This is a genomic window from Pseudomonas sp. Irchel s3b5 (assembly GCF_900187435.1).
Classification (GTDB): Bacteria; Pseudomonadota; Gammaproteobacteria; order Pseudomonadales; family Pseudomonadaceae; genus Aquipseudomonas.
On record NZ_FYDY01000019.1, the window covers coordinates 71,994 to 93,375 of the forward strand.

Sequence of the window (21,382 nt, forward strand, 5' to 3'; positions counted from 1 at the left end):
TCATGGTTTTTCTCACTCGCGCGATCGTCTTGCTTTCGACGCTGGCGCTGCTCAGCGGTTGCGAACGACAAGACGCGCCACCGCTGGATCAACAACTCTACATCTGGCAACGGCAATGGACACCGGCCCATGACGCCGCTCTCAGCGACAGCCGCGCAGATTTTTCGACCCTGCGGGTGCTGGCGTTGCAGGCCTTCCCCAAGGCGGGCTGGAGCCGGGCGCGGATTGATCCGGGAATGCTCAGGCAGGATGGCCGGCCGCTGATTGCGGTGATTCGTCTCGACGGGCAACTCCCGTCGCTGGACCAGGCTGAAATCACCGCCCAGGTGCAGCAACTGATCAGCGATTGGCAGGCACAAGGGTTGACCCTTTCTGGTGTGGAAATCGACCACGATGCAGGTAGCGCACGGCTACCGGCTTATCGCCAATTTCTTGCCCAACTGCGTGCCGCTCTGCCGGCGTCTGTACCGCTGAGCATCACCGCTTTGCCGGCCTGGCTCGACAGTTCCGAGCTGCCTGCGCTGTTATCGGCCGTCGACAGCAGCGTTTTGCAAGTGCATGCGGTCAGTGATCCGCGCCTTGGGTTGTTTGACGCCGATCAGGCTCGAAAATGGGCGAATGCCTGGAGTCGCGTCACGACGAAACCCTTTTATCTGGCACTACCCGCCTATGGCGTTGCGTTACTGCCGGGGGGCAGCGGCGCACCGGTTGTTGAAAGTGAAGTCCCCGTTGAACGTGACGGTCAGCGCCGTGAACTGCTCGCTGACCCGCAACAACTGAAGGCACTTGGAGCCACCTTGCGCGCTGATCCTCCCAAACACCTGGCAGGACTGATCTGGTTTCGTCTGCCATTGGCCAACGACCGCCGCGCCTGGAGCCTGACGACGTTGCGTGCGGTGGCCCGCGGTGATGTGCTCGAAAGTCAGCTGACGTTGAAACTATCGGTCGACAACGGCCTCTATGACATCGCCATCAGCAACCAGGGCAACCTCGACAGCGCGTGGCCTGAGCGCTTGACGCTGGCGGTGCAAGGTTGCGATGGCGCCGATGCGCTGGCCGGTTATGCATTGCAACAGAGCCCCGACCTGCTTACCTTCACCCGCCTGCACGACGGTCGAATACCGGCCGGCGGACAGCGCGCCATCGGTTGGGCTCGCTGTGCACACATTGATCAAGGAGGTTCGAATGTTTCCCCGTAACTGGCCGCGTCATCTGCTTTGCCTGAGTCTCAGCCTGCCGCTGGGTTCGGCGCTGGCCTGCGGCCCGGACTTTCCCATGCGCTTGCTGGACAACCGCGAGCAGTCGCTGGCGGAGTTGCCGGAAGGCAATTTCAGCTTCGAGGTGAGTCGCCTCGGGCAGGCGATCGCCGGGCTCAAGCACGCGACGGCCGCGACACTGGGCCCCGGCGATGGCTATGGTGAGACGCCGGGCTATTCCGAACAGCGGGATCTGGCCGAGCAGACGGATTTGACGGCGGAACAGCAGGTACTGGTCAAACAATTGCGTGGCTTGACCGACGCTCGCCAGGTGGAAGTGCAGGGCGCGAGCCTGCCCGCCGAGTTCAGGTTCTATCTGGCCGGGGCCGTGGCGTTCAGCGCGGGTGACCATAGCTTGGCGGCCGAGTACTTCCAAAAAGTACTGGCACTGCCTGCTGATCAACGCGCATTGCGCAGCACTTGGGCAGCCTACTCATTGGGGCGGGCGATGTTCGCGATGAGTTCCGAAGCCGACGCGAGCCCTGATCGACTGGAACAATCGCGCAAAGCGTTCGAGCAGACACGACAACTGAGCATCGATGGCTTCAGTGATCCTTTGGAACTGGGCATTGCCAGTCTCGGCGAAGAGGCCCGGGTAGTGCGCACCGCCGGCGACTGGAACCGCGCCATCGAACTCTATGCCGCGCAAAACCTGCATGGGTCGGCGGTGGGCTACACCTCGCTGAAGTTGTTGATGGCCGATCTGGCGGCAATGCCAGAAGATCAACTGGCTGAACTGCTCAAGGGCAAACCGGTGCAGCAATTGGTGACGGCGTCGCTGATCAGCCGGCTGGGCTGGTCATTCGGCGATCAAGCGCCAAACGAACAGAAAATGATCAAGCTGCTGCAAAACAGCACCCGTGGCAGCCTCGATAACGCGGATCGATTGGCGGCGATGAATTATCAACAGGGCGACTACGCCAGCGCCAAAGCCTTCCTCGAACACGCCGGTGACGGCGGTCTGGCGTGGTGGCTACGGGCAAAACTGGCGCTGCGCGAGGGCGATAAATCTACTGCCGCCGGGGCTTACGCCAAGGCTGCCCAAGCCTTCCCGCAGAATGAGTCCTGGGGCGAACGACGCACGCCAGACTTCGATTACGAAACGGTGCAGCCTAAATGCCGGGTCGAGGGTGAGAGCGCGATTCTGGCGCTGCAACGTGGCGATTACCTGCAAGCCTTCGATCAGCTCTATCGCAGTCAAAGCATCTATTGGTTCGACGCGGCGACGGTGGCCGAGCGCGTGCTGACCCTCGAAGAACTCAAACACTACGTCGACACCCAAGTCCCGGCGCCACCGCCGCTCACTCAGCAGGAGCGCGATAACTATGTGCCCTTGCCGGTGGCAGCGAACCTGCGCAATTTGCTTGGGCGGCGTTTGTTGCGCGAAGGGCATTACGAGGAGGCACCGGCTTACTTCGATAACCCCGGTTTGCAGAACAAGGCCAGGTTGTATGGCCAGCAGCGCCTCGCGGCTGATTCGGCGTGGTGGCCGACTCGGCGGGCCGCTGCGTTGTTCAATGCAGCGTGGACTGCACGGGAGTGGGGCATGGACATTCTGGGCTACGAATTGGCCCCGGATTACGCCACTTTCGGCGGCAACTATGTTTTGGCAAACGCTGAGCTGAAGGTCGGTCCGCTAGTGGCCGAGGCCGAAGTAAAACGCCAGCAGGCCAGCGCCGCGCAACCGGATGAGCGTTACCACTACCGTTTTGTGGCCACGGCGCTGGCCAACCGCGCGGCGGACAATCTGCCGCACACCAGTCAGGCATTCGCGGCGGTGCTGTGTGAGGCTGCGGGCTGGAACAGCAGCCTGGCCGAGCAAAGTGCGATTTATCAGCGTTATGTCAAAGAGGGGCCTTACGTGGAATGGGCGGCTGATTTTGGTCATCAATGCCCGTATCCCGACTTCGAAAACGCTGACAAACGCTATGTGACGCAAGTGACTGACGGGGCGCGTTCAGCCCTTCGTCCGTACAAGATGCCCCTGCAGGTTGGCGGTGTCCTGGTGGTCGCGGCAGCGGCACTGTTGCTGATTATTCGTCGCCGCCGCAAGGCGCAGTAAGGCTTACGCCTGTTGAACAAAGGTCAGCCGTACGGCGAAACCGATCAACAGGCTGCCGAACAACCATTGCTGCAAGCGTTGGGCTGAAGGACTGCGTTGCAGCCAGCGGCCCAGTGCAGCACCGATGAGTGCGTAAGCACTGTCGAACAGCAAGCCGACGCCGACCAGCACCACTCCTAGGGTCGCGAATTGTTCAAGCACCGGCCCGGCCTGTGGATAAATAAACTGCGGCAGCAACACGGAGCAAAACAGCAAAGCCTTGGGGTTGAGCAGATTGGTCAGCAAACCGCGACGAATCGCTGTGCTCCAGCGTGTTTTTTCGCGCATGAGCTGATCGGTCAGGCTCGGCAACATCGTGGTTCTCAAACACTGAATGCCGAGCCACAGCAGGTACGCGGCACCCGCCAGACGCACCCCATCGAAGGTCCACGGCGCCGCTTTGAACAATGCCGCCAGCCCCAAAGCCGCCAATGCCACGTGACAACCCCGGGCGATGGCCAGGCCGACAGCCGTGGCCAGTGCTGCGCCCTTGCCCTGGCGGGCTCCGGTTTGCAACAGCAGGATCATGTCAGGTCCCGGCAACAGATAGACCACTGCCAGCGCCATGAAAAACAGTCCAAGTCCTGCCATGTCGTTCCCCATTCGTTATCGATTCGGTAGGGCCAGTCTAGGGCGCAGAGGCGGGGCAGGTGCTTGCGTAGTTCGCTTCTATTAGGTTCTTGATTGGCATAATCTGCTGGATAATTCAGCTGTAACCATCAGGATCTGCCAAACCATGAAACTGGACGCCTACGACCGCAAAATTCTCGCCGCACTGCAACGGGACGGGCGCCTGAGCAATGTGCAATTGGCGGACGAGATCGGGCTGTCCGCGTCACCTTGCTTGCGTCGGGTGCGAATGCTCGAGGAGGCCGGGGTGATTCGCGGTTACCAGGCCAATCTCGATCGCGACGAAGTGGGCCTTGGGCTGACGGTGTTTGTCGGGGTCAAGGTTGAACGCCATAACGACGAACAGGCCGAAGCATTTCGCCTGGCGGTGACGGCGTTGCCGGAAGTGATCTCGGCGTTTCTGGTGTCGGGGGAGTCGGACTTTCTACTGCAAGTGGTGGTGCCAGACCTGCGCGCGTACGACCGTTTTCTCACCGGAAGTTTGCTGAAGTTGCCGGGTGTGAGCGACATCCGCAGCAACTTTGCGATTCACACGGTGAAATCGCCGGGGGCGTTGCCGTTGGAGCATTTGCCAACCTGAAAGCAAAAAAATCGCAGCCTTCATAGGCGCTGCCGAAGGCTGCGATCTTTTGATCTTCTACATCTGCGTCGCCATCCCTTCGACATTCATCGCCGCCTGGCGCAACGCCTCCGAGCGAGTCGGGTGAGGATGACAAGTCAGGGCAATGTCCTCGGCCGAGGCGCTGAACTCCATGGCGACGCAATACTCGCCAATCATTTCGCTGACGCTCGGGCCCACCAGGTGCACGCCGAGAATTTCGTCGGTGCGCTCGTCGGCCAACACTTTGGCGAAGCCTTCAGTCTCGTGGTTGATCTTCGCCCGGCTGTTGGCGGTGAAGGGAAACTTGCCAACCTTGTAGGCGCGACCTTCCGCCTTGAGCTGCTCTTCGGTCTTGCCGACGCTGGCCAGTTCGGGTTTGGTGTAGATCACGTTGGGAATCAGGTCGTAGTTGACCTCGCCAGCCTTGCCGACGATCTGCTCGACGCAGGCCATGGCTTCGTCTTCAGCCTTGTGCGCGAGCATCGGCCCGGACGTCACGTCGCCAATCACCCACACGCCCGCCGCCTCGGTGCGGTGGCCCTTGTTGGCGAGCATGCCGCGTTTGTCCGTGGCGAGGCCGACGTTTTCCAGGCCAAGGCCCTGTGTATAAGGACGGCGACCGATGGCCACCAGCACGTAATCTGCCTCCAGCAGCTCGGCAGTACCGCCAGCAGCGGGCTCGACGCTGAGCTGGACACCGGAGGTGGATGCCTTGGCGCTGGTCACTTTCGAACTCAACTTGAATTTGATGCCTTGCTTGCTCAGTGACCGTTGCAGTGTTTTGCCCGCTTCGCCGTCAACACCGGGGCAGATTCGGTCGAGGAATTCGACCACCGTCACCTCTGCGCCAAGGCGTCGCCACACTGAGCCCAGCTCCAGGCCGATCACCCCGGCGCCGATCACCACCAGATGTTTTGGCACTTCGCTCAGAGACAGCGCGCCGGTTGAGTCGAGGATGCGTTTGTTGTCGATGTCTACGCCGGGCAGGGGAGTGGGCTCGGAGCCGGTGGCGATGATGATGTCCTTGGCGCTCAGCTCGGTCTTGCCTCCCGCACTGTCTGTCACCGTGACTTTGCCCGGTCCGTCGATGTGGCCCCAGCCCTTGATCCAGTCGACCTTGTTTTTGCGAAACAGAAACTCGATACCCTTGGTCAGCCCGGTCACGCTTTCATCTTTCTGCTTCATCATTTGGGCGAGGTTAAGGGTGGGTTTGACCTCGATGCCCAGGTTGGCGAATTCCGTACCCATGGCCGCGTCGTAGAGTTCGGAGGCATGCAGCAAGGCTTTGGATGGCATGCATCCGACGTTCAGACACGTGCCACCGAGGGTGGCGCGTCCTTCCACGCAGGCCGCTTTCAAACCCAGTTGCCCGGCACGGATTGCCGCGTTGTACCCGCCGGGACCACCGCCGAGAATCACGACGTCATAGGTGCTCATGGATGTTCTCCTGAATGAAAAGACGGAATGGGTAAAAGTAGTTCGCAGGTAAAATTACGAGCGTAATATGTGTGTTCTGTACCTTTTCGGTCAAGGCTTCGGATTGAGCAATTCTGGATAGCGCGATTAAATACGAAAATTTCACCGCTTTCGTTATATCGTAACGAATTGCCATGTGAGCAAAACCAACGCTGGGGTGATATGCAAGTCGATCTCGATGTGGATGAGGCGCCGGTTACAGGGTTGCCGCGCTTTCAACAGGCCCTTTTTCAAGGACGACGCTTGCGCCAGTTTGCGATTGGCGCAGGCGTGCTTGCAGCGACAGGTGTGTTGCTGGCGTTAGTTGTCGGGCTGTTTGCGCCGCAATCGCTTTGGCCTGCTTTGCTGGTCAATCAGAGCGCGGCTTTTCTGGTGTTGATTGCGGGCCTGCAATCGGCCTGGTGGGTGGCGCAGTGGCGTGAGCGGGCGATGAATCCGGTGGTGCCGGTGGTTGTCATCGATGAACCTGAGGCACCGTCGGATTGGTATGAGCGCTTGCTCGATCGAATCAGTCGCCGCTGGCAGCACGGGGTCACGCAAATCGGCACCCCCACGTTGTGGCTAGGCGGGTGGGCGCTGCTGGCGCTGTCCGGCGTCGAACAGGTTTGGAACCTCACATTGCCGCCCGCGGCATTGGGCATGTCGGCGACCGTTGGCGCGGCGATTTCGTTACTGCTGGCTTTCGGGCTGCTGGTGCTGGAGCGTCACCTCGCGCAGGAAAATACCGCGCAATGGCCAGAAGCCAATTCGCTGGCGCAACTGACCCGCGTCGCGATTATCAGCCTGGTGCTCGGCGCCGTCTGTTTGTTGTTCGCCAACGAGTCCTCGGTCTGGCCCGTTCGCCTGGCGGTATTGATCGGCCTTTTGCCGGGGCTGGTGGCCGCTGAGTTGCTGTTGCGCGCGGTCCTGTCATTGTTCAGCCCGCGCAGTGAGCGTCTCGAACCCGAGCTGCTGGCCCGCAGTTTTGTCGCCGACATGCTGCGCTGGCCGCCACAACCCTTGCTGGCGTTGCAGCATGAATTGCACAACCGTTTCGGCATCGATTTGCGCCAGATTTGGGCGTTCACTTACATGCGTCGGGCATTCGTGCCGGTGCTGGCGGTGGTGGCGATCATCGGTTGGGCCCTGACCGGCATTCACGAAATTCCGCTGCAAGCACGCGGCATTTACGAGCGATTCGGTAAACCGGTTGAAGTGTTCGGTCCTGGCTTGCACGCGGGATTACCCTGGCCATTGGGACGGGTATTGAGCGTTGAGAACGGTGTGGTTCACGAGTTGGCGACCAGCGTCGGCGAAACCTCTGCACCCCTTCAGGCCGAGCCCGCCGAAGGCCCGGCACCTGCCATCGCCAATCGCTTGTGGGATGCCAGCCATGTGAACGACAAGTCTCAGGTGATTGCCAGCAGCCGTGGCGACAAACAGAGCTTTCAGGTCGTCAACATGGACGTGCGTTTCATCTACCGCATTGGCCTGAGTGATCAAGCCGCGTTGGCGGCAACGTACAACAGCGCTGACGTGCCGATGCTGATTCGCAGCACTGCGAGCCGGATTCTGGTTCACGATTTTGCTTCGCGCACCCTCGACGGATTGCTCGGCGAAGACAGGGTAGGGCTGGCCGAAGAGATCGGTCGAGCCGTGCAGGCCGATCTACAAACACTCGACAGCGGCGTAGAGATTCTGGCCACGGTGGTCGAAGCCATTCATCCACCCGCCGGCGCCGCCAATGCGTATCACGGCGTGCAAGCGGCGCAGATTGGCGCGCAGGCGTTGATCGCCCGCGAACGCGGTGCAGCGGCCGAAGCCACCCATCAGGCGCAATTGCAGGCCAGCATCGCTCGCGACCAGGCGACGGCCGTGGCGCGTGAAATCAACGCCAGCGCTCAGGCGGCAGACTTGAAGTTCAACGCCGAACAGAAGGCCTATGCGAGCGCCGGCCAGGCCTTTGTGCTCGAACAATATTTGAGCCAATTGTCCCAAGGCCTGGCCAACGCCAGGTTGCTGATTCTTGACCATCGACTGGGTGGCAGCAGCAATGCGCCGACCATCGACCTCCGTACGTTTACGCCGCCGGTTGACCCTGCGCCGTCGCGCAAAACCGCTCAGCCAGGAGCTGCCAATTGAGCCAGTCCCACACTCACGATCACGATGACCACGCCGGCCACAACCACGGCCATGGCGGGCACCACCACGGTCATCATCACCATCATCACGGTGATCCCCAGGAAGCGGGGCCGTTCCCATGGCGACGCATGGGCTGGGCGGCTTTGCTGGTGGCATTCGCGGTGGCCGCCGCGAGCCTGGTGCAAGTGCGTTCGGGTGAGGCCACGGTGATCACGCGTTTCGGCAATCCGTCGCGGGTCCTGCTGGAACCGGGACTTGGCTGGCGTTGGCCGGCACCGTTCGAAGCCGCGATCCCGGTGGACTTGCGGCTGCGCACCACCTCCAGCGGTTTGCAGGATGTCGGCACGCGGGACGGTTTGCGCATCATCGTTCAGGCCTACGTGGCCTGGCAGGTGCAGGGTGATCCTGAAAACGTGCAGCGATTCATGCGCGCGGTGCAGAACCAGCCGGATGAAGCAGCGCGGCAGATTCGTACTTTTGTGGGGTCGGCGCTGGAAACGACCGCGAGCAGTTTTGATCTGGCGAATCTGGTGAACACCGACGCCAATCAAGTGCACATCGCCGATTTCGAGGCGCAATTGCGTCAGCAGATCGATCAGCAGTTGCTCACCACTTATGGGGTACGTGTGCTGCAAGTCGGTATCGAGCGCCTGACCTTGCCGTCGGTGACACTCACCGCGACGGTCGACCGAATGCGTGCCGAGCGTGAAACCATCGCGACGGAGCGGACGGCGATTGGCAAACGTGAAGCGGCGCAAATCCGTTCCGCCGCCGAGCGCGATGCGCGAATTGTGCAGGCCGATGCCACGGTCAAAGCGGCAGATATCGAAGCTCAGTCCCGGGTTGAAGCGGCGCAAATTTACGGTCGTGCCTACGCGGGTTCGCCACAGCTTTACAACTTGCTGCGCTCGCTCGACACCTTGGGCACAGTGGTGACGCCGGGGACCAAGTTGATTTTGCGTACCGACGCCGCACCGTTCCGAGTGTTGGTTGACGGTCCTCCGAACCTTGAACACAAGTCCGGATCGCAGCCATGAGTTTGGTTCCACGTGGAACAAATGAGTTGAGCAGTCCGTGGATTCAGGCCGGGCGCTTGGCATTTCTCGCCCTGTACGCGGTGACCGTTCTGGCGGCGTTTGCGTGGGCAGTCTCCAATGTGCGACAGATCGATCCGCAGAATCGAGCGGTCGTTTTGCACTTCGGCGCGCTGGATCGAATCCAGAATGCGGGGTTGTTGTTGGCTTGGCCACGACCGTTCGAACAGGTGATTTTGTTGCCGGCGGCGGATCGCGTAGTCGAGCGTCGGGTGGAAAACCTGCTGCGCAGTGGGGCCGCTGTACAGGCGGATCGCGTCGCCAGTTTCGCCACGCCCATCAGCGATGCGTTGGCGGGCTCCGGTTACCTGCTGACGGGTGATGCGGGCGTGGTTCAACTTGAAGTGCGGGTGTTCTACAAAGTCACTGAGCCCTATGCCTTTGTGCTTCAGGGTGAACATGTGTTGCCGGCGCTGGATCGTCTTGTCACCCGAAGCGCCGTAGCGCTCACCGCTGCACGCGATCTGGACACCATTCTGGTCGCCCGTCCGGAGCTGATCGGTGCCGACAGCCAAGCGGCAGAGCGGCGTGAACGCTTGCGGGGTGATCTGGTGCAAGGGATCAATCGGCGCTTGGCGGAGCTCACCGCGACCGGGCAGGGGTTAGGCATCGAAGTTGCACGGGTCGATGTGCAATCGAGTCTACCGGGCCCTGCGGTCAATGCGTTCAACTCGGTTCTGACGGCCAGCCAGCAAGCGGACAAAGCCGTGGCCAATGCGCGAACCGAAGCCGAGAAACTCACTCAGTCCGCCAACGAACAAGCCGACCGCACGCTGCAAGTTGCCCATGCGCAGGCCAGCGAACGGTTGGCAAAAGCGTCTGCTGACACAGCCACGGTGTTGAGTCTGGCCAAGGCGCAACAACAGGGCACCGACCCGCAAATGCTCCTGCGCATTTACCGTGAACGAATGCCGAACATTCTCCGCCAGGCCGGTTCGGTGACGACGGTCGATCCTAAAGACGATTCCCGCCTGATCATTCAGGGAGCTGCACAATGACCGCTCAAACCGCTGCCGCCCCGAGCATGTTGTCTTCGGCAGAACAACGCAGTGCTGCGCGCCAGTTGACCCTGGCAATGCTCGCCTTGGGCTTTTTGGCGCTGGGTTTGATCTGGCGCTGGTTGTCGCCGGAGCAGGCCGGCGTCAGTCAGTTGTTGCTCGGGTTCGCTTCGTTGTTGGTCGCCGTGCCGGTCATGCGCTCAGCCTGGTACAGCTTGCGGTATCCGAGCCTGCACGGCATCACCGATCAATTGATCGCCCTGGCGATGCTTGGGGCATGGGCCACCGGCGATCTGCTGACTGCGGCATTGTTGCCGATCATCATGATCTTCGGCCATGTGCTGGAAGAGCGCAGTGTGATCGGTTCCCAGGAAGCAATTCACGCCCTCGGCAAACTGACCCGTAGCCACGCGCGCAAGGTGCAAGCGGACGGCACCATCATCGAAGTCGACAACGGCACACTTCTGCCTGGGGATCTGGTCGAAGTCCGTGCCGGTGATCGGGTGCCGGCCGATGGTCGGGTGTTGTCTGGCCAGGCGAGTCTGGACACTGCGTCCATCACCGGCGAGTCGGTGCCGATGGAGGCGGGTGTCGGCATGTCGGTGTTCGGCGGTGCTATCAACCTGGATGGTTTGCTGCGCATCGAAGTGACCCGCACCGGCAACGAGTCGACCCTCGGGAAAGTCATCGCCTTGATGCAAAACGCCGAGCGTTCCAAGCCGCCGATTACGCGTTTGCTCGAACGTTACGCCGGCAGTTACATGGTGTTGGTTTTGTTGCTGGCGGCAGTGACCTGGTTCGTCACCAACAATGCCCAGGCTATGCTCGCGGTGTTGGTGGCGGCGTGTCCTTGTGCGTTGGTGTTGTCGGCACCCGCCACGGCGATTGCCGGGGTGGCAGTGGCGGCGCGGCACGGGATTCTGATTCGCAGCTCGGCGTTTCTGGAAGAGTTGGCCGACCTTACGTCCTTGGTCGTCGACAAGACCGGGACCCTGACCTTTGGCACGTTGCGACTGCAATCCATCGACAGCCCGCTGCAGGATCACGGCCATCTGTTGAAGCTCGCCGCGAGCCTCGGCTCAGCCAGCAGCCACCCGGTGAGTCGTGCCCTGGCAGGGTTGGTTTCCCAGGAACATTTCCTGCTGCTTTCGGACATTCATGAGCGCCAAGGCCTGGGCGTTGTGGCGATGACCGGGCAAGGCGAAGCCGCACTCGGCCGTCCGGAATTGTTCAGTCAGCTGGGCATCACCACGTCTACCGTTCCCGACCACGATGGCCCGATTGCCGGGCTGGCGCTCAACGGTGAGTTTCTCGCCTGGCTGTTGCTGGCCGACAGCGTCAAGCCCGAAGCCCAGTTTGCGCTGAGTGAACTGCGTGACCTTGGGTTGGGTCGGCAGCTGTTGCTGACGGGTGACCGTCAAAGCGTTGCGCAAACGCTCGCCCGTGATGTCGGAATCAGTGACGTCGAAGCGCAGGCCTTGCCTGAAGACAAACTGAACCGCGTGCTCAAGGAAATCGACAGCGGTTTCCGGCCGATGGTGGTCGGTGATGGCATCAACGATTCCCTCGCGCTCAAGGCCGGCGTGGTCGGTGTGGCCATGGGCGCTGGTGGTGCGGATATCGCCTTGGCCTCGGCAGACATCGTGTTGATCGGCAGCGACTTGCGTCGGCTCGGCACCTGCGTGCGTCTGAGTCGTCAGTGCCGTCGGACGTTGCAGGTCAACGTCATCATTGGTCTGGGCTGGACCCTGGCGATCGTGGCCTTTGCTGCCTTCGGCTGGCTCGGCGCCGCCGGGGCGATGGTGGCGGCATTGCTGCATAACCTCAGCACGTTACTGGTGCTGGGTAATGCCGGGCGTTTGCTAAGGTTTCAGGAGCCGTTGCTCAAACTCAAGGACGAAGCCTGAATGGCATCCGGGACCGGCGCTAACCCCCACGTTAAAGGCTTATACGCTTTTTAGAACTGTGGCGCCGGTTCGTAGTCATTTGTAATAAGGGCGCACCATTTTGCGTGTTCACGGCGGCTGAATGGGCGTCGTGAATCCATGGGAAACGGCTATTAATTCGATAGCCCGCGATTTTTCCAACATGGTCTACCCTCTGATCAGACGTCTGAAACAAGGGGTATTCCCATGCTCGCGCATCTACCACCGGCCTTACAGAATCTGCAATTACCGCTTCGCTTGCGACTCTGGGACGGCCATGAATTCAATCTGGGGCCGACGCCCAGCGTCACGATTGTGGTCAAGGATCCACAAATGGTCACCCAGTTCACCCATCCCAGCCTGGACTCGCTAGGCGCGGCGTTTGTCGAAGGAAAACTGGAACTCGAAGGTTCCATCAGCGACGTGATCCGCGTCTGTGATGAGTGGAGCCAGGCGTTGCTCGACGAAAATGACGACAACCAGCCCGTGCGTACCCTCCACGACAAAGACACGGACGCCAAGGCGATTTCCTACCATTACGACTTGGGCAATGCCTTTTATCAGCTGTGGCTCGACAGCGACATGGCCTATTCCTGCGCCTACTTCGAGACCGGCAGCGAAACCCTTGAGCAGGCCCAGCAAGCCAAATTCCGTCATCTGTGTCGAAAACTGCGTTTGCAGCCTGGCGAGTATTTGCTGGATGTCGGTTGTGGTTGGGGCGGGTTGGCGCGCTTTGCGGCCCGAGAGTTCGGCGCGAAAGTGTTCGGCATTACCCTCAGCAAAGAGCAACTGGCCCTGGCTCGTGAGCGCGTTAAAGCGGAAGGGCTGGAGGACCTGGTCGAGCTGCAATTGCTCGACTATCGCGATCTACCGCAGGACGGTCGTTTCGACAAAGTGGTCAGCGTCGGCATGTTCGAACATGTCGGGCATGCGAACCTGGCGGAGTACTGCAAGACCCTGTTCGGCGCGGTGAAAGAGGGCGGTTTGGTGATGAACCACGGCATCACCGCCAAACATATCGACGGCCGTCCGGTGGGACGCGGTGCCGGTGAATTCATCGAGAAGTATGTGTTCCCCAACGGTGAGCTGCCGCACCTGTCGATGATCTCTGCCGAGATCAGCGACGCCGGGCTGGAAATCGTCGATGTCGAGAGCCTGCGCCTGCACTATGCGCGCACGCTGGACCATTGGAGCGAGCGCCTGGAGGACAACCTCGATGCAGCGTCCAAACTGGTGCCGGGTCAGGCCTTGCGGATCTGGCGTTTGTACCTGGCGGGCTGTGCTTACGCGTTCGCTCGAGGCTGGATCAACCTGCACCAGATTCTCGCGGTGAAAGCCCATGCCGATGGCAGTCATGAACTGCCATGGACACGGGACGACATTTACATTTAGAGGACCGGTGAAATAAGCCGGGCGACCCGCATGCCGAGGTGTTGCAGGCGGTGGGTCTCCCGGCTTTCTTCTTTGGCGATTTCGTGGGCCTGGGCGAAGTCATCGGTGAGCATCCGGTCCACCTCGGCGGCAAACGCGCGGTCAACCGTCAGCAGCATCACTTCGAAGTTCAGCCGGAACGAACGGTTATCCATGTTGGCACTGCCAATGGCGCTGATTTCGCTGTCGATCAATACCACTTTCTGATGCAGGAACCCGGGCTCGTAGCGGAATACCCGCACGCCCGCACTCACCGCTTCAAAGGCATAGAGACTGGAAGCGGCGTAGACCACGTGATGGTCGGCTCGGGAAGGCAGCAGAATCCGCACATCCACACCGCGCAGCACTGCCAATCGCAGTGCCGCGAACACGGCTTCATCGGGGATGAAGTAGGGGGTGGTGATCCACACTCGTTCCGTCGCCGCGTGGATGGCGTCGACGAAGAATAAGGAACAGGTCTCGTAGGCGTCCGCCGGGCCGCTGGCGAGCAATTGGCACAGCACGCCGTCTTCTGGATAAACCTGCGGCAGAATCAGCGGCGGTAACGCACGTGCGGCCCAGAACCAATCTTCGGCAAAGGATTCCTGCATGCAGGCCACCACGGGTCCACGGACCCGCACGTGGGTATCGCGCCAGGGCGCCAGGGGTGGCTTTTCTCCCATGTATTCATCGCCAACGTTGTGCCCGCCGACGAATCCGAGGAAGCCGTCCACAACGACGATCTTGCGATGGTTGCGGAAGTTCACTTGAAAGCGATTGAGCCAGCCGCTGCGGGTAGCGAAGGCTTTGACCTGGACACCGCCATCGCGCAACGCCTCTACATAACTGTGAGGCAGAGAGTGGCTACCGATTCGGTCGTACAACAGATAAATCGCCACGCCTTCGGAAGCTTTCTTGAGCAGCAACTTTTGCAGGCGTTGGCCGAGGCGATCATCGTGGATGATGAAGAACTGTACCAGTACGGCCTGTTTCGCTTGATCGATGGCTTCGAAAATGGCGTCGAAGGTCGCCTGCCCGTTGATCAGCAGGCGCACCTCGTTGTTGGCCAGGCACGGCATATGGCCCAGCTTCGGCATCGCTCTTAATGAGTCGTATGCGGTGGACGCACGGGCGGTGAGCGCCTCCTCTACCCAGGGGCGCCAGTTGAGCTCAGAGATGGCCTTGCGCATTTCCTCGTTGGCTTGGCGCCTTGCCTTGATATAAGCGTCGAAAGAACTGCGACCGAATATCAGATACGGAATGAGCATCAGGTAGGGCATGAAAAAAAGTGACAGCGCCCACGCAATCGAGCCTTGCGCGGTTCGAACGGTCAACACGGCGTGTATCGCGGCGATCATGCCCAGCGTATGCAGCAGGGCGATGGTATAGCCGAAAATATGCGGTCCGAAGTAATCCATGTGGGGCAGCCTTACTCCTGAAGATTCAGTGCCTAACAGACCATGTTCTGTGCAAAATGTCGCTAATTAATTGGCCCATGAACCGAAGCGAGCGGCTGACGTCTAACGGCCACTATTGATCAGGAGTTACTCGATGAACGTTCGTCTGCTGGGTTTGGCCGTGGCGCTTGGTTTGGCACTTCCTGTGGCAGCTCAGGCGCAAATGCTGCAACCGGGTTTATGGGAATTGACCACGAGCAACATGAAGGTCGATGACCAGAACATGCCTGATTTGCAATTGATCCTCGGCCAGATTCAGAACCAACTCACACCTGAGCAACGTGCGCAGTTGGAGAAGCAGGGCATCACCATGGGCGGCAAAGGGATTCGGGCTTGTCTGACCCCCGAGCAGGTCAAGTCCGACGACATTCCGCTGACGGATCCGCAATCGGGTTGCAAACAGGAAATCACCGATCGCACGGGTAACCAGTGGAAGTTCCGCTTCAGCTGCCCGAAAGCCCAAGGGGCCGGTGTCGCCACGTTCCTGAGTGATCGCGAGTTCACCACCAAGGTCAATGGCACGTTCAATGCCACCGGTCTTCAACAGAAGGGCAGCCTCGAATCTCGCGCCGTATGGTTGGGTCAAGATTGCGGCACGGTTAAACCGCGCGCTTAAAGCTAGAACGTTCCCCAGTTAAAAAGACTCTCGGCAACGGCGTCGTGAGCATGAAGGCTTTCCGCGTGGATGACACGAACATGACAAGCCTTGATGCCTGGGGAACGTTTCAGCGTCAGGTTCAAGCGCCGTGCAGCGTCTTCGCAGAACATCAGGTTCTGCCCATTGGCCAAGGCAAAGGCTTGTTCATCGGCGCGTTTCACCGCGGTTTGCACGGCTGTGCCTAGCGCCGCTTCTGCGTCATTGATGACCGCAATAAACGGTAAATCCTCTAGATGTTCGTCCAGTCTCAAGTGCAATTGCGCCGAGCTACGTTGGCTGTGGGGCGTCGCAATGATGCCCTTGGTCGAGCCCAACCACTGCAAAACATCAGCGTGTTGCAGCGAGCGGTTGGCGAAGTCCTGGACGAATTGCTGCTGAATCAACTGGCGTGAAAGGGCCGCTGAACAAGGGCAGGTTGAGGAATAAAGAAGCTCTGTTTTTAGTTCCACGTGGAACATGTCGTTTTTCAAACGCGCTTCGATGCTGATTGGATAGCTTTTCCAGCCTTCCAAAGGACTGATCAGCGCTGGCCGTTTCAGCAACAATTCCCCATGTATTTTCAAGTAAGCACTCGCGGACATTCCCGTATGGCTGTCCAGAAAACTGCGCAGCACCCGACGTAATAAATCAGGCGAAAGGGTTTCTCGTTCGAGCAGTTCAAGCGCCAGGTACAGTCGTGACATGTGTATGCCCCGCGCATTTCCATCATCCAGGCTCACGCCTGCGTCGGCTTTTGCACTCAGCCGTTGGCCATCGAATAGAACAGGAAGAGCGATACCGCACATCCCCACCCATTCCAGTGGAAAGGCTTGGAGTGAGGCTTGCGCGGCGATATCCGGCAAAGTCAGCGCATTCATGAGCAGGTCCATCGTAGAAGTTGTTAAGTGTTATAGTATAACAATACAATCGACGATACCTTTTCTTGTGCGAGCTTTCGCGAGGAACATCCTGATGCCAAATCGCCTTCCTGTGACCGTCCTCTCCGGCTTTTTAGGTGCTGGAAAAAGTACACTTCTTAATTACGTACTACGTAATCGTGAAAACCTTCGCGTCGCTGTGATCGTTAATGACATGAGCGAGATCAACATCGATGGCAGTGAAGTCCAACGCGATGTCAGCCTCAATCGTGCCGAAGAAAAACTCGTCGAGATGAGCAATGGCTGCATCTGCTGCACGTTGCGCGAAGACCTGCTGGAGGAAGTCAGCAAGCTCGCCAGGGACGGTCGCTTTGATTACCTGTTGATCGAATCCACAGGCATTTCCGAACCGCTGCCGGTGGCGGAAACCTTCACCTTTCGCGATGAAACCGGGCAGAGCCTCGCCGATATCGCCCGGCTCGATACGATGGTCACGGTCGTCGACGGCATGAATTTTTTGCGCGACTACCAGGCAGCAGAAAGCCTGGCCTCCCGTGGCGAAACACTTGGAGAAGCGGACGAGCGCTCAATTACCGACCTGCTGATCGAACAAATTGAATTCGCCGATGTGATTCTCGTGAGCAAGATCGATCTGATCAGTCGCTGCGAGCGCGAGGAGTTGATCGCCATACTCGAGCGACTCAATGGTCAGGCGGCCATCATTCCGATGGTGATGGGTGAGATTCCCTTGGAGAAAATCCTCAACACCGGCCGCTTCGACTTCGAAAAAGCGGCCCAGGCGCCAGGCTGGTTGCAGGAAATGCGTGGCGAACATGTACCGGAAACCGAAGAGTACGGCATTGCCTCCAGCGTTTACCGTGCGCGTCGACCGTTCCATCCCCAGCGTTTTTTCAGCTTCATCGACGGGGAGTGGATCAACGGCAAGTTGCTGCGCTCCAAAGGGTTTTTCTGGTTGGCGAGCAAACACATGGACGCGGGTAGCTGGTCCCAGGCCGGAGGAATGATGCGTTACGGTTTCGCCGGGCGCTGGTGGCGTTTCGTACCGAAGAACCAATGGCCGCAGGACGTGGAAAGTACGGCCGCAATCATGGAGAACTGGAGCGCTGCTGCCGGAGATTGCCGGCAGGAACTGGTCTTCATCGGTCAAAACATCGACTTCGTAAAACTGAATGCCGAGCTTGATAGTTGCCTGCTGACGGAGGATGAAATGGCGCTGGGCGTCGAGGGCTGGAGTGTGTTTGCGGACCCGTTTGGCCCTTGGTATGAAGAGGCCGCCTGATTATCGGTCTGCGCGTTGAGGCGTGAGCCAGGTGCCCTGGCTCTGAGCCTCGCAATAAGGCTTCAAATACGCCGCGTCGCTGGCAACGCCGTAATAGTGAATATCCTGCCGGTAAGGCATATTGGCGACTTGAGCGTTGCTGCAAGCACCGAAGGCGCCAGCCGGGCATTGATCGACATATTCCACTGAGACCTTCTGCCCGGGCAGGGTTGGTTGGCAGAAACCATCGGCGAACAGTTTTTCCGGGATATTGCGATTCTGCTGGCAGACTTTCACATCAAGGCGTTCAGCCTGACTGTGAACCACGCAGGCCTGGGCCAGTGCTTCACCGCAGGCAAGCGCCCACAGCAACGAAAAAATCCACCGCATCCATTACCTCCTTAGAAAACCTCGACCATGTTGCAGAACATTCCCACGCACGTCATTGCTGGCCCGTTGGGCGCCGGCAAGACCAGCCTGATCAAGCACCTGCTGGCTCAACGGCCGGTCGATGAGCGGTGGGCGGTGTTGATCAACGAGTTCGGCCAGATCGGCCTCGACGCAGCGCTGCTGACCTCGCAGAGCGATGGTATCGCACTGGGCGAAGTGGCCGGCGGTTGCGTGTGTTGTGTCAACGGCGCGCCGTTTCAGATCGGCCTTGGGCGCCTTTTGCGCAAGGCGCAACCGGATCGCCTGTTCATCGAGCCCTCCGGGCTGGGGCATCCGGCGCAATTGCTCAGACAACTGAGCGCGGCGCCGTGGCAAGGGGTGTTGGCCGTTCAGCCCAGCGTGTTGGTGCTGGATGCCCAGGCGCTCGCGGATGGCAAGCCACTGCCTGTGACACAACAGGAGGCGCTGAACGGCGCCGGATTGTTGTTGCTGAACAAGTCTGAGCATCTCGACGAAGAACACCGCACGCAGATTACCGCTCGACTGCCTGCGCGTCCGATGTATTGGACGCAAAATGCCGTTTTACCCTTGGTTGAGTTGCCGGGTTTGGCCGCTCAGGCCGTGGCAGGTGTGGATAACTTCGTTGCGCCCAAGGGGTTGGCGCAGATGCCTGCGGTTTGGCCTGATCCCGCGTTGCCCATTTGCTTGAGTCAGCAGCAGGACAGCGGCTGGAGCATCGGTTGGCGTTGGCACCCGAGCCAGATATTCGATGCGACGCTGATCGAGCGGTGGCTGTCAGGGCAGGTCTGGCGTCGTGCGAAGCTGGTTATCCACAGTGACGCGGGATGGGTTTCAGCCAATGCAGTGGATAACTCGGCGCTGGATTGGCAGCCCATCGAGTGGCGGCAGGATTCGCGCCTGGAGCTGATTTTCAGTGAGCCGCAGGATGTCGACGTCCTGCAATGCCAGTTGAAGGGGTGCCGTACGACGCCGGGTTAACGGCTCAAGGCCGCCACTTGGTGTGTTCCTGGCGCCACTGGCTCAACTCAATCACTTCGGCTCGAGGCTTCACCACATCAACGACAGCTTCTGTCTCTGCATGCGGCATAGGATAGGGCGCCAATTCGATGTGCGCGCTGTGCGCGCCAAACTGGGTGATGGTGCCGTTGTGGCGGGTTTCGCCGGTCACGGTGAATTCGAAGTTATACACACGCCCCAGACGTCGACGACCGTTGGCGTCTTTGATGAACGCGATTTTTTTCAGAGCCACGTTGCCATCCAGCAACTCGACGCCGAGTTTGCTGCAATGCTGCTTGACCCGCTCCAGCGCCCGCTCGCGCAAGCCGTGGTTGTGCCACAGCCATGCGCCCGCGGTGGCGAACAGCATCAGCACGAAAATATTTCCAAGGGTCAGCATCGACAGGTTGCTCCAACAATAGAGTGTCAGCTTAACTGCGTCGCCGGTCTGTCGTACAGACTGCGTTTAGTCGCATACTGCGCGGCTAGAATTTCAATCGTTTTACGGAAACTCACCGCATGAAACGTACGCCTCATTTGCTCGCTATCCAGTCCCATGTCGTGTTCGGTCACGCCGGCAACAGCGCCGCGGTATTCCCGATGCAGCGGGTCGGTGTGAATGTGTGGCCGCTCAACACCGTGCAGTTCTCCAACCACACCCAGTACGGCCAGTGGACCGGGGACGTGTTGGCACCCCATCAGATTCCTGACCTGGTCGAAGGCATTGCCGCGATTGGCGAGCTGGGCAACTGCGATGCCGTACTCTCCGGTTATCTTGGCAGTGCGGCCCAGGGCCGGGCGATTCTGACGGGTGTGGCGCGGATCAAGGCGATGAATCCCAAGGCGCTGTACTTGTGTGATCCGGTCATGGGCCATCCGGAGAAGGGCTGCAGTGTGCCGGCCGAAGTCAGTGACTTCCTGCTGGAAGAAGCCGCTGCCGTGGCGGACTTCATGTGCCCGAATCAACTGGAACTGGATAGTTTCTCGGGGCGCAAGCCGCAGTCGCTGTTCGATTGCCTGGCGATGGCCCGAGCGCTGTTGGCGCGTGGTCCGAAGGCCGTGTTGGTGAAACATCTGGATTATCCCGGCAAATCCTCGGATGTCTTTGAAATGCTGCTGGTGACGGCTGAAGGCAGCTGGCATCTACAGCGTCCGCTGTTGGCGTTTCCGCGTCAGCCAGTGGGCGTTGGCGACCTGACTTCCGGGTTGTTCCTGGCCCGCGTGCTGTTGGGCGACAGCCTGGTGGCGGCCTTCGAGTTTGCCGCCTCGGCGGTGCACGAAGTACTGCTGGAAACCCAGGCTTGCGCCAGTTACGAGCTTGAACTGGTGCGCGCTCAGGACCGGATTGCCCATCCGCGAGTGCGCTTCGAAGCGACGTCGATCAGTTTGTAATCAGATTTAGGCAAAAAGATCGCAGCCTGCGGCAGCTCCAAGCTGCGGCAGGCTGCGATCTTTTTTTGCTTTAAGCGTCGCCCTTGATCTCTTGATAACGCTTTTCCAGTTCCTGACGAATCTGGCGGCGTTGCTGAGCCTGGATATAGCGGCGCTTGCTCTCGCTGTTGTCCGGTTGCAGCGGCGGTACCTGGGCCGGTTTGCGCTGGTCATCCACCGCGACCATGGTGAAGAAGCAGCTGTTGGTGTGACGCACCGAACGCTCGCGGATGTTCTCCGTCACCACCTTGATGCCCACTTCCATGGAGGTATTACCGGTGTAGTTCACCGAGGCCAGGAAGGTCACCAATTCGCCGACATGGATCGGCTCGCGAAAAATCACCTGGTCCACCGACAGGGTCACCACATAGCGTCCGGCATAACGGCTGGCGCAGGCGTAGGCCACTTCGTCGAGGTATTTGAGCAGGGTGCCACCGTGAACATTGCCAGAGAAATTGGCCATGTCGGGGGTCATCAATACCGTCATCGACAGCTGGGCGTTTCCGGGTTCCATAGCATTCTCACGGGGCAAGGCAACGTTTGAGGGGGGCACCTCTGCGGGTGCCTCAGCGGTTTTTTCAAACCAACAGTTATCGGGACGCCGTGCGCCTGTCCGCCGTCACGCCGAATCGATCTGTTTCCATATATTGCACCGCCTTTCTGCTTCAAGTCGCGGTGTTA

19 protein-coding genes are annotated in these 21,382 nt (G+C 59.8%); 12 read left to right on the top strand and 7 right to left on the bottom strand.

The genetic code is table 11. The features are described 5' to 3' along the window. Positions 1 to 2 precede the first annotated feature (2 nt). The gene (locus CKW15_RS19080) at positions 3 to 1,199 is read left to right on the top strand and encodes a DUF3142 domain-containing protein (RefSeq protein ID WP_095152587.1); all 1,197 of its coding nucleotides are present in this window, start codon (positions 3 to 5) and stop codon (positions 1,197 to 1,199) included. Then, positions 1,186 to 3,318, top strand: coding sequence for a hypothetical protein (locus CKW15_RS19085; protein ID WP_095152588.1), 2,133 nt, complete (start codon positions 1,186 to 1,188; stop codon positions 3,316 to 3,318). Before CKW15_RS19080 ends, CKW15_RS19085 begins: the two co-directional genes overlap by 14 nt. Before the next feature lie 3 nt (positions 3,319 to 3,321). Here CKW15_RS19085 and CKW15_RS19090 read toward each other — a convergent pair whose 3' ends face one another. Next, positions 3,322 to 3,948: a LysE family translocator gene (locus CKW15_RS19090; RefSeq protein WP_095152604.1), complete on the bottom strand. Its 627-nt coding sequence runs from the start codon at positions 3,946 to 3,948 to the stop codon at positions 3,322 to 3,324. Positions 3,949 to 4,093: 145 nt separating this feature from the next. On the opposite strand from CKW15_RS19090, the gene CKW15_RS19095 reads away from it, so the two are divergent. After that, on the top strand, positions 4,094 to 4,567 hold the full coding sequence (locus CKW15_RS19095; RefSeq protein ID WP_095057914.1) for an Lrp/AsnC family transcriptional regulator: 474 nt from the start codon (positions 4,094 to 4,096) through the stop codon (positions 4,565 to 4,567). Between the two features lie 57 nt (positions 4,568 to 4,624). On the opposite strand, the gene lpdA is transcribed toward CKW15_RS19095, so the two are convergent. After that, positions 4,625 to 6,025, bottom strand: a complete 1,401-nt coding sequence (lpdA, locus tag CKW15_RS19100) for a dihydrolipoyl dehydrogenase (RefSeq protein WP_095152589.1) — start codon at positions 6,023 to 6,025, stop codon at positions 4,625 to 4,627. Between the two features lie 201 nt (positions 6,026 to 6,226). Here lpdA and hflK (CKW15_RS19105) point away from each other — a divergent pair, with 201 nt between their 5' ends. From hflK (CKW15_RS19105) to cfaB, 5 genes are all read left to right on the top strand, one after another. Beyond that, complete coding sequence (hflK, locus tag CKW15_RS19105; protein ID WP_095152590.1) at positions 6,227 to 8,185, top strand: protease modulator HflK; 1,959 nt, start codon at positions 6,227 to 6,229, stop codon at positions 8,183 to 8,185. Further along, positions 8,182 to 9,222 (top strand): protease modulator HflC, encoded by a 1,041-nt coding sequence (gene hflC, locus CKW15_RS19110; protein ID WP_095057911.1) that lies wholly within the window; start codon positions 8,182 to 8,184, stop codon positions 9,220 to 9,222. The genes hflK (CKW15_RS19105) and hflC overlap by 4 nt, the downstream gene beginning before the upstream one ends. Then, a complete protein-coding gene (hflK, locus tag CKW15_RS19115) occupies positions 9,219 to 10,277 on the top strand; it encodes a protease modulator HflK (protein ID WP_095152591.1) in 1,059 nt (352 codons plus the stop codon). Before hflC ends, hflK (CKW15_RS19115) begins: the two co-directional genes overlap by 4 nt. Beyond that, positions 10,274 to 12,184: a cation-translocating P-type ATPase gene (locus CKW15_RS19120; protein ID WP_095057909.1), complete on the top strand. Its 1,911-nt coding sequence runs from the start codon at positions 10,274 to 10,276 to the stop codon at positions 12,182 to 12,184. Before hflK (CKW15_RS19115) ends, CKW15_RS19120 begins: the two co-directional genes overlap by 4 nt. 225 nt (positions 12,185 to 12,409) lie before the next feature. Continuing rightward, positions 12,410 to 13,594: a C17 cyclopropane fatty acid synthase CfaB gene (gene cfaB, locus CKW15_RS19125; protein ID WP_095057908.1), complete on the top strand. Its 1,185-nt coding sequence runs from the start codon at positions 12,410 to 12,412 to the stop codon at positions 13,592 to 13,594. On the opposite strand, the gene cls is transcribed toward cfaB, so the two are convergent. Next, positions 13,591 to 15,030 carry a cardiolipin synthase gene (gene cls / locus CKW15_RS19130; protein ID WP_095152592.1) on the bottom strand — a complete coding sequence of 480 codons (1,440 nt, stop codon included), beginning with the start codon at positions 15,028 to 15,030 and terminating at the stop codon, positions 13,591 to 13,593. The two genes, cfaB and cls, sit on opposite strands and share 4 nt — an antisense overlap. 133 nt (positions 15,031 to 15,163) lie before the next feature. On the opposite strand from cls, the gene CKW15_RS19135 reads away from it, so the two are divergent. Next, positions 15,164 to 15,685, top strand: a complete 522-nt coding sequence (locus tag CKW15_RS19135; protein ID WP_095057906.1) for a DUF3617 domain-containing protein — start codon at positions 15,164 to 15,166, stop codon at positions 15,683 to 15,685. Positions 15,686 to 15,687: 2 nt separating this feature from the next. Here CKW15_RS19135 and folE2 read toward each other — a convergent pair whose 3' ends face one another. Further along, complete coding sequence (gene folE2, locus CKW15_RS19140; RefSeq protein ID WP_095152593.1) at positions 15,688 to 16,584, bottom strand: GTP cyclohydrolase FolE2; 897 nt, start codon at positions 16,582 to 16,584, stop codon at positions 15,688 to 15,690. 94 nt (positions 16,585 to 16,678) lie between these two features. Here folE2 and zigA point away from each other — a divergent pair, with 94 nt between their 5' ends. Beyond that, a complete protein-coding gene (gene zigA / locus CKW15_RS19145; RefSeq protein WP_095057904.1) occupies positions 16,679 to 17,884 on the top strand; it encodes a zinc metallochaperone GTPase ZigA in 1,206 nt (401 codons plus the stop codon). Here zigA and CKW15_RS19150 read toward each other — a convergent pair whose 3' ends face one another. Next, on the bottom strand, positions 17,885 to 18,253 hold the full coding sequence (locus CKW15_RS19150; RefSeq protein WP_095152594.1) for an NADH:ubiquinone oxidoreductase: 369 nt from the start codon (positions 18,251 to 18,253) through the stop codon (positions 17,885 to 17,887). A 27-nt stretch (positions 18,254 to 18,280) separates the two neighbouring features. Between CKW15_RS19150 and CKW15_RS19155 the strand changes: the two genes are divergently transcribed. Continuing rightward, positions 18,281 to 19,252, top strand: coding sequence for a CobW-like GTP-binding protein (locus CKW15_RS19155; RefSeq protein ID WP_095152595.1), 972 nt, complete (start codon positions 18,281 to 18,283; stop codon positions 19,250 to 19,252). 4 nt (positions 19,253 to 19,256) lie between these two features. Here CKW15_RS19155 and CKW15_RS19160 read toward each other — a convergent pair whose 3' ends face one another. After that, complete coding sequence (locus tag CKW15_RS19160; protein ID WP_095057901.1) at positions 19,257 to 19,670, bottom strand: DUF3301 domain-containing protein; 414 nt, start codon at positions 19,668 to 19,670, stop codon at positions 19,257 to 19,259. Positions 19,671 to 19,789: 119 nt separating this feature from the next. On the opposite strand from CKW15_RS19160, the gene pdxY reads away from it, so the two are divergent. Continuing rightward, complete coding sequence (gene pdxY / locus CKW15_RS19165) at positions 19,790 to 20,662, top strand: pyridoxal kinase PdxY (protein ID WP_095057900.1); 873 nt, start codon at positions 19,790 to 19,792, stop codon at positions 20,660 to 20,662. Between the two features lie 70 nt (positions 20,663 to 20,732). On the opposite strand, the gene CKW15_RS19170 is transcribed toward pdxY, so the two are convergent. After that, positions 20,733 to 21,215 (bottom strand): acyl-CoA thioesterase, encoded by a 483-nt coding sequence (locus CKW15_RS19170; RefSeq protein ID WP_095057899.1) that lies wholly within the window; start codon positions 21,213 to 21,215, stop codon positions 20,733 to 20,735. Positions 21,216 to 21,382: the final 167 nt, after the last annotated feature.